Annotated in this window: 3 protein-coding genes and 1 pseudogene; 2 read left to right on the top strand and 2 right to left on the bottom strand. The window is 66.5% G+C overall.

The genetic code is table 11. The annotated features are described in order from the left end of the window. Positions 1-119: 119 nt before the first annotated feature. Entirely contained in the window at positions 120-1,763 is a 1,644-nt protein-coding gene (locus tag ABI385_RS16255) for an alpha/beta fold hydrolase (RefSeq protein WP_348104805.1), read from the bottom strand. A 97-nt stretch (positions 1,764-1,860) separates the two neighbouring features. Then, a complete protein-coding gene (locus ABI385_RS16250) occupies positions 1,861-2,181 on the bottom strand; it encodes a hypothetical protein (RefSeq protein WP_348104804.1) in 321 nt (106 codons plus the stop codon). 201 nt (positions 2,182-2,382) lie between these two features. Between ABI385_RS16250 and ABI385_RS16245 the strand changes: the two genes are divergently transcribed. Together ABI385_RS16245 and ABI385_RS16240 are read left to right on the top strand one after the other, a co-directional pair. After that, on the top strand, positions 2,383-5,505 hold the full coding sequence (locus tag ABI385_RS16245) for a BTAD domain-containing putative transcriptional regulator (protein WP_348104803.1): 3,123 nt from the start codon (positions 2,383-2,385) through the stop codon (positions 5,503-5,505). 384 nt (positions 5,506-5,889) lie between these two features. Next, positions 5,890-6,117, top strand: a pseudogene (locus ABI385_RS16240) (IS3 family transposase); the annotation flags it as partial.

The following is a 6,117-nucleotide window of genomic DNA, read 5'->3' as shown; positions in this document are numbered from 1 at the left end:
CGCCGACCGCATGCCCGCCGCCGAGAACCTCTGAAAATCAAATGCCAGAAACACCGTTCATCGGACACTCCCGTGGGCGACGCACGTGTGCAGCGGATTTAGCTCCCCGGAAACGGTGGTCATGGTCGCCCCAGATGGGCGGTGGTGAAGGGGGTCCTGGCGTGCGCGGCGGCACCACCTGCGGTGGCGGGTTGGCTGGTGGTGGGGGTGCCGGGGTAGGTGACGGGGACGGGGGTGGGCATGGGCGGACAGGTGGCGTCGGCGGTGTTGCCGGGTTTCCGGGCGGGTAGGGCGCCGGTGGCGAGGTAGGCGGCGACGTTGTTGTCGACGCAGGGGTTGCCGTTGAGGCTGACGCCGTGGTTGCTGCCGGGCAGGCCGATCAGGCGTCCGTCCGGGTAGAGTCGGCGGACTTCGAGGTCCCCGGTGTACGGGGTAGGCCCGTCGCTGTAGTCGTCGAGGAGTAGCGGCGCCAGGGTTCCACCGACGATGGTGGTCGGGGCGGCGGCCGGGGCTGGCCAGAATATGCAGGGGGCGTTGAACCAGAAGTTGTTCCACGTGTAGAACGACGCGGCGGGCTGGGTCCGGTAGGCGTCGGCGAGCTGCTGCTGCTTCCCTGGCCAGGGTGAGTCTGTGCACTCAGTGCCGAGGTAGACCGCGACGAGGTTGTCGTTGCCGGGCCCGTCGGCGATCTGGTAGTCGACTTGGAGGTAGTAGGTGTCGCCGTGGTGGATGTAGTTGGCCCAGTCTTCGGCCAGATAGGGCCAAAAGTACTGCGGCGTGTAGGCCGCATCGTCGAAGGCGTCGTCGATCTCGTCGGCGCCGACGATGCCGGCGGCGGGGTGGACGAGCAGCTTGGCCCGGAAGTCGTAGTAGCGCCGCTCTACCGCGAGCTCGGTGTCACCGAGGTTGTATACGTCATGGTGCAGCGCGATCCAGGACCAGAACAGGCGCAGGCTGTTCTGCTCAACTTGGTTCTGGCGCAGGTTGGTGCGGTACCAGATCTGACGCGGGTCGACGTTGCTGTCGAAGACGGCCCGGCGCAGCCGGCCCGGGAAGAGGGTGTTGTACACCGACCCGAGGTAGGTGCCGTAGGAGTAAGCGTAGAAGCTGATCTGTGGCACCCCGAGTGCCCGCCGGATCTGATCGATGTCTTGAGCCTGGTCCACAGTACGCATATTCCGCAGGAGTGCCGGCTGAGCCGCTTGGCAGGCCTGGGCGTACTGCTTGGACCGGTCGAGCCACACCTGCAGTAGGGCGGTCGAGGTTGGCACATAGTTGGGCCGGTCCGGTCCGAAATGGTTCGGGTCACACGACAATGCTGGGATGCTGGCGCCGACCCCGCGCGGGTCGAACCCGATCCAGTCGTAGTCGGTGCCGACCCCACCAGGGATGGCGCCGCCGTACAGCGACGCGGTCAGACCAGACCCGCCAGGTCCGCCAAGGTTGACCAGGATCACCCCCTGGTAGGCAGAAGCGGGCACCGTGTGGACCACCCTGGACACGGCGATCTGGACGGTAGCCGCGTGGGGTTTGGCGTAGTCCAGCGGCACCGTCACAAAACCACACTGTGCGCCGGCCTGGGCCAGGCCCGGGTCACCGCACGTCCCCCAGGAAATCGGAGGGGTGTCGTACTGCAGGGCTGCGACCGGCGCGGTGGATAGGGGAGCCATTGTGGCGTTGGCCGCCGGAGCGACCGTCAGCGCTGCGACCATCGAACCGGCGACCAGACCGGCGAGGGCAATGAAGTTGGGCAACCGGTTCATTTCCAGCCTTCTTCCACAGACTTGACTTCACGAACGCCAGAACTCCGGCGCTCGTACCGGTTGGGTGAGGTTGCACCCTCATTTGTGAGGTGCCGGTTTAAGTCACGGGGTCGAGCTTCCTCGCGTCGGAGCGGCTGGCCCGGCGGGTAGCCACCCGGTGTCCGAGGAACACCAGGGCCAGCCCGACGAGGTAGATGGCCAGGTTCACCTCCGCATAACCCCATACGTTCGCGGTGGAGGCGGTCGGGAAGGGCCCGAAGGCTGCGGTGTCGCCGCCGGCCCAGGCGATGATCAGGGTTGCGGTCTGGAAGGTGAAGACGAACGAATGCACGCCGATGTAGGCGACGAACGCGGCCAGCCGCTTCCTGATCAGATAGCCGATCGGGAAGGCAGCCAGGAGCGTGACGATGAGTTCCACAGCACAGCTTCTTTCCGGTAGGTGAAGCGGGCGGTCACAACGATCCAGCCGGTTGATTCCGGTTGATGCGGCACTGAGTACCAGGCACGGCGTCTGTCCCGGATCTCAGCAGGGTCATCGCGTGTCCTTCCTCGGACCGGGATGCGCGCTGGTATTCATCGTGATGGACACCGCTGTAATCCGACTGGAATCATGTGAGAGATGGCCAGCGACGACATCCCACCGGTTTACGTGTCCCTGCTTGGTCCGGTCCGGGTTTGGCGTTGTGGCGAGCTTGTCGGGCCGGCAGGTGCCAAGCGTCGCGGTCTGCTCGCCATCCTTGCTCTCGAGCCGAATCGTCTGGTCCCGGTCGAAAGGCTTGTTGCCGGGTTGTGGTCCGACAACCCGCCTTCAAGCGCAGACAATGTCGTCCAGACGTATGTCTCGGTGTGGCGGCGTGCGCTGGAACCGCACGGTGAACCGGGGCGACTGGCGCGGCGACTTCGCCGGACCGGCTCGGCCTACGAACTCCAGCTCGCCGAAGACGAGAGCGACGTCCTGCGGTGCGAGGAGTATGCGGCAGCGGGTGCACGGTATGCGGCGGCAGGACGGTTCGGCTCGGCCGCTGCTGCGTTCGCCGACGCCTTGTCCCTCTGGCGCGGAATGCCGCTGGCCGATCTGGGATCGGTGCCGTTCGCAGTCCAGGCGACCCGAGCCCTCGACCTACATCGGACAGCGCTGGTCGAGTATTGGGCCCACGCGTGCCTGCAGGGCCGCGTAGGAGATCCCGCGGCCGTCGCGACCGCCATTGAACAGATCCTCATCGACGACCAGTTACGAGAGCGAGCCGTCGAGCTGCAGATGTGGGCGCTGTGCCGCGACGGGCGTCCGGCGCAGGCCCTGCAACTGTTCGACCGGACCCGGCGGGCACTCGCCGACGAGCTCGGCGCTGATCCGGGGCCGGACCTGTCAACGATGCATGTCGATGTGCTGTCCGGCTCCGCCCGGCTGCGCCCATCGGCCGCCGCGCTCACCCCACTTTCAAGTCGGCTGCAACTGCGCGGCGACGGCTTCATCGGACGGAGCCGCGAGCTCGCCGACATCGCGGCCCTCCTCAAGGAGCGCCGTCTGGTGACCTTGGTCGGGCCCGGCGGGTCGGGTAAAACCCGTCTGGCCGAGGAGGTCGCCGCCGCTGCATCAGGTGCGGCCGTCACCGTAGCCCTGGCAGGTTTCGAAGACGCAGCGCTGGTGCCTTCTGCCGTCTGCGCTGCGTTCGGGTTGACCATCGCCGCGGCGGACGCCGAGGCCACGTTGCTCGACCGGCTCGCCGATGTCGAAGGCCTGCTGGTGCTCGACAACCTCGAGCACCTAGCCGCCGCCGGCGCCCTGGTCGAGCGACTGATCCGCGGAACGCGACAACTGCGTATCCTCGCTACCTCACGGCATCCACTTGGCGTTGCCACAGAGCACCGCTTCCTGGTTCGGCCGCTCCACCTGCCCGACCAGGGTGAGAGTGACCCGGCGCGGCTGCGGACCGCGGCAACTGAACTACTTATTGATCGCGCCCACGCCGTCGGCGCGACTTTTTCGATCACCGATACCCTCACCACGCTCGCCGAGATCGTCAGACGACTGGACGGCCTCCCCCTGGCGATCGAGATTGCCGCGTCATGGCTGAACGTCCTGTCCCCTGACCAGCTGCTGTCTCGGCTGGCGGAGTTGCACGACATGCCCGGTCCGCGCGATGACGATGCCAAACGCCACCGCACGTTAGACGCGGTTGTCGAGTGGAGCCTGAGGCTCCTGACCCACGATCAGCAGACCCTACTGTTTCGGCTGAGTGTGTTCCGCGGCTCAGCGTCCCTACCGGCCATCGAGGCGGTGTGCGCGCACGACCTACCACAGCCGGTGCTCGCAGGAGTGGCCGAGTTAGTCAACCGCAGCCTGATATTTCCGGTACCCGCGACCCCCACCCCCCGTTTCCGCCTGCTTGAGACCGTCCGGCAATACCTGACCCGGCAGTACGTCGGCAGCGACGACTATCACGCCGTGGTCGAGCGCCACAGGGCGTGGTTCGCGAATTGGACGGTGAGTTTCGCTGCGCACACGGAAGGGCCCGGCGCGGCCGAGTGGCTGGACAACGCGGCCCGCGACATTCATAACCTACGAGTCGCCCTCGACGGCGCCGTCGGCACGCCAGATGAACTGCAGCTGGTCGCGAACTGCTCAGGGCTGTGGCATGAGCTGGGACATCTACAAGAGGGCATTGAGCGGTTCGAGCGAGCCTTGGCCAACGCGTCGAGCATCCACCCGGCCCGCCCCGACGCGACCGCTCTTCTCTCATGGCTGCTGGGCTCGGTCGACCAAGACCGTGCGCTACAGCTCGCGCAGCAGGCACTCACGTTAGCCGAGCGCGCAGGTGACCCCCTGGTGCTCGCCTACGCCAGGCAAGTCGCCGGAGGCCGCAGCGCCGACACCACGGCCGCGGTCGCCTCGCTACAAGCCGCGATCGAGACTGCGGAGAGCGCGGGCGACTGTCCCGTCCAGTACGCCCACACTGCACCGGGTGCCGTACGAGTCGGTGCGACGCACGAGCTGCTGCAACGCCTCATGTTCAGCGACGTACAGGCCGCGATTGCCTTATGTGAAACCGAATTGCGTCGCGCGTCGGCTGAGCGCAACGACGAGGCGCTGGCTCAGTTCACTGTGCGTCTTCGGCTCGCGTTGATGGGCGCCGGCCGGGTCGAGGAGGCCGCCCAGCAATCCGGGCCCGATCACCGAGTACTTACAGTAGGAGGAGCGTTCAACGTGATGATCGCCGACGGCATCGAGCGCTTCCATTACGGCCAGGCGGACGACGCGGCTGGCTGCTTCGTCAGCGCCTGGAGGGATGCGAGAGACCGCGGGTCGTTGTTCTCGCTCGTCTCCGCAACCGGGTGGATTGTCGAGGTGCACGTGGACACCGGGTCCGTCCCCAGCGTCGCGGAGATCGTGTCCGAAACCCACAAGCTCTGCAAATTCGCCGATGCGCGGACCCGGGCCCCCTTAACCGTCCACCGTGCTCGCCTGGCTCGCACGGCAGACGACCGGCAAACGGCGCAACGGTTGTTGGATGACGTGGCGTGGCTCATCGACGGCCACGAGCTCAACTGGGCGGTACTGGTGTGGCTTGTCGAATCAGCCGCACTATGCGCAGCACGTGGCGACACGTCTGGAACGGCCGGGTACTTGGACGCGCTGCGGGCCAGAAGCGCGGCGACCGGCATTGTCGTCCCGCCGTGGGAGGAGCGACGGATCATCGAAAGCGTCGGTCAGCACGACCCCCACGGACTACGCGCGGTGTAACGGCATACGTAGGGCCACAATGAGAGGTCGCCGCCGCAGCGTCGGTTACCCGCGTCTCGCGGTGGCTGATGCCCTCTCGGCTGGGGACGGCTCTCAAAACCCTGATGCGCCACGATCGTCCTGATGCCCTCGGCGACGGATCCCCGTCACCGACCAACGCTTCAGAAGAACCCTCTGAAGCCACTCGAAAGTGTGCGTTGGCAGACGCATCACACCGCATGTGGCGCGCTGTCCGGGCAGCGTGCAAAGCCGGATCCTGGGGCGCTGGCCAGAGCCTTCGAGTGCGGGGACACTGGAGACATGGGTGATCCCGAAGCTGAGTCACACAGGTGAAGCGCCCCAGGTTTGATGCCGCTCCTGTTTGAGTCCAGGAGGATCAGCACCATGCCGAAGAAGATTGATGACGAGTTGAAGGCCAGGGCGGTACGGCTGGTCAGTGACCACCGCGGGGAGTATTCCTCGTTGACGGCTGCTGCGGCGGTGGTGGTGGCTAAGCAGCTGGGGGTGGGCAAGGAGTCGGTTCGGCGCTGGGTGATCCAGTCCCAGGTCGACGGCGGTCAGCGTGCCGGTGCGAGCAGCGAGGAGCTGGCCGAGCTCAAGGCGCTCAAGTCC

The organism is Lapillicoccus sp., from assembly GCF_039935575.1.
GTDB lineage: Bacteria > Actinomycetota > Actinomycetes > Actinomycetales > Dermatophilaceae > Lapillicoccus.
This window is presented reverse-complemented; position numbering and strand designations above follow the sequence as displayed.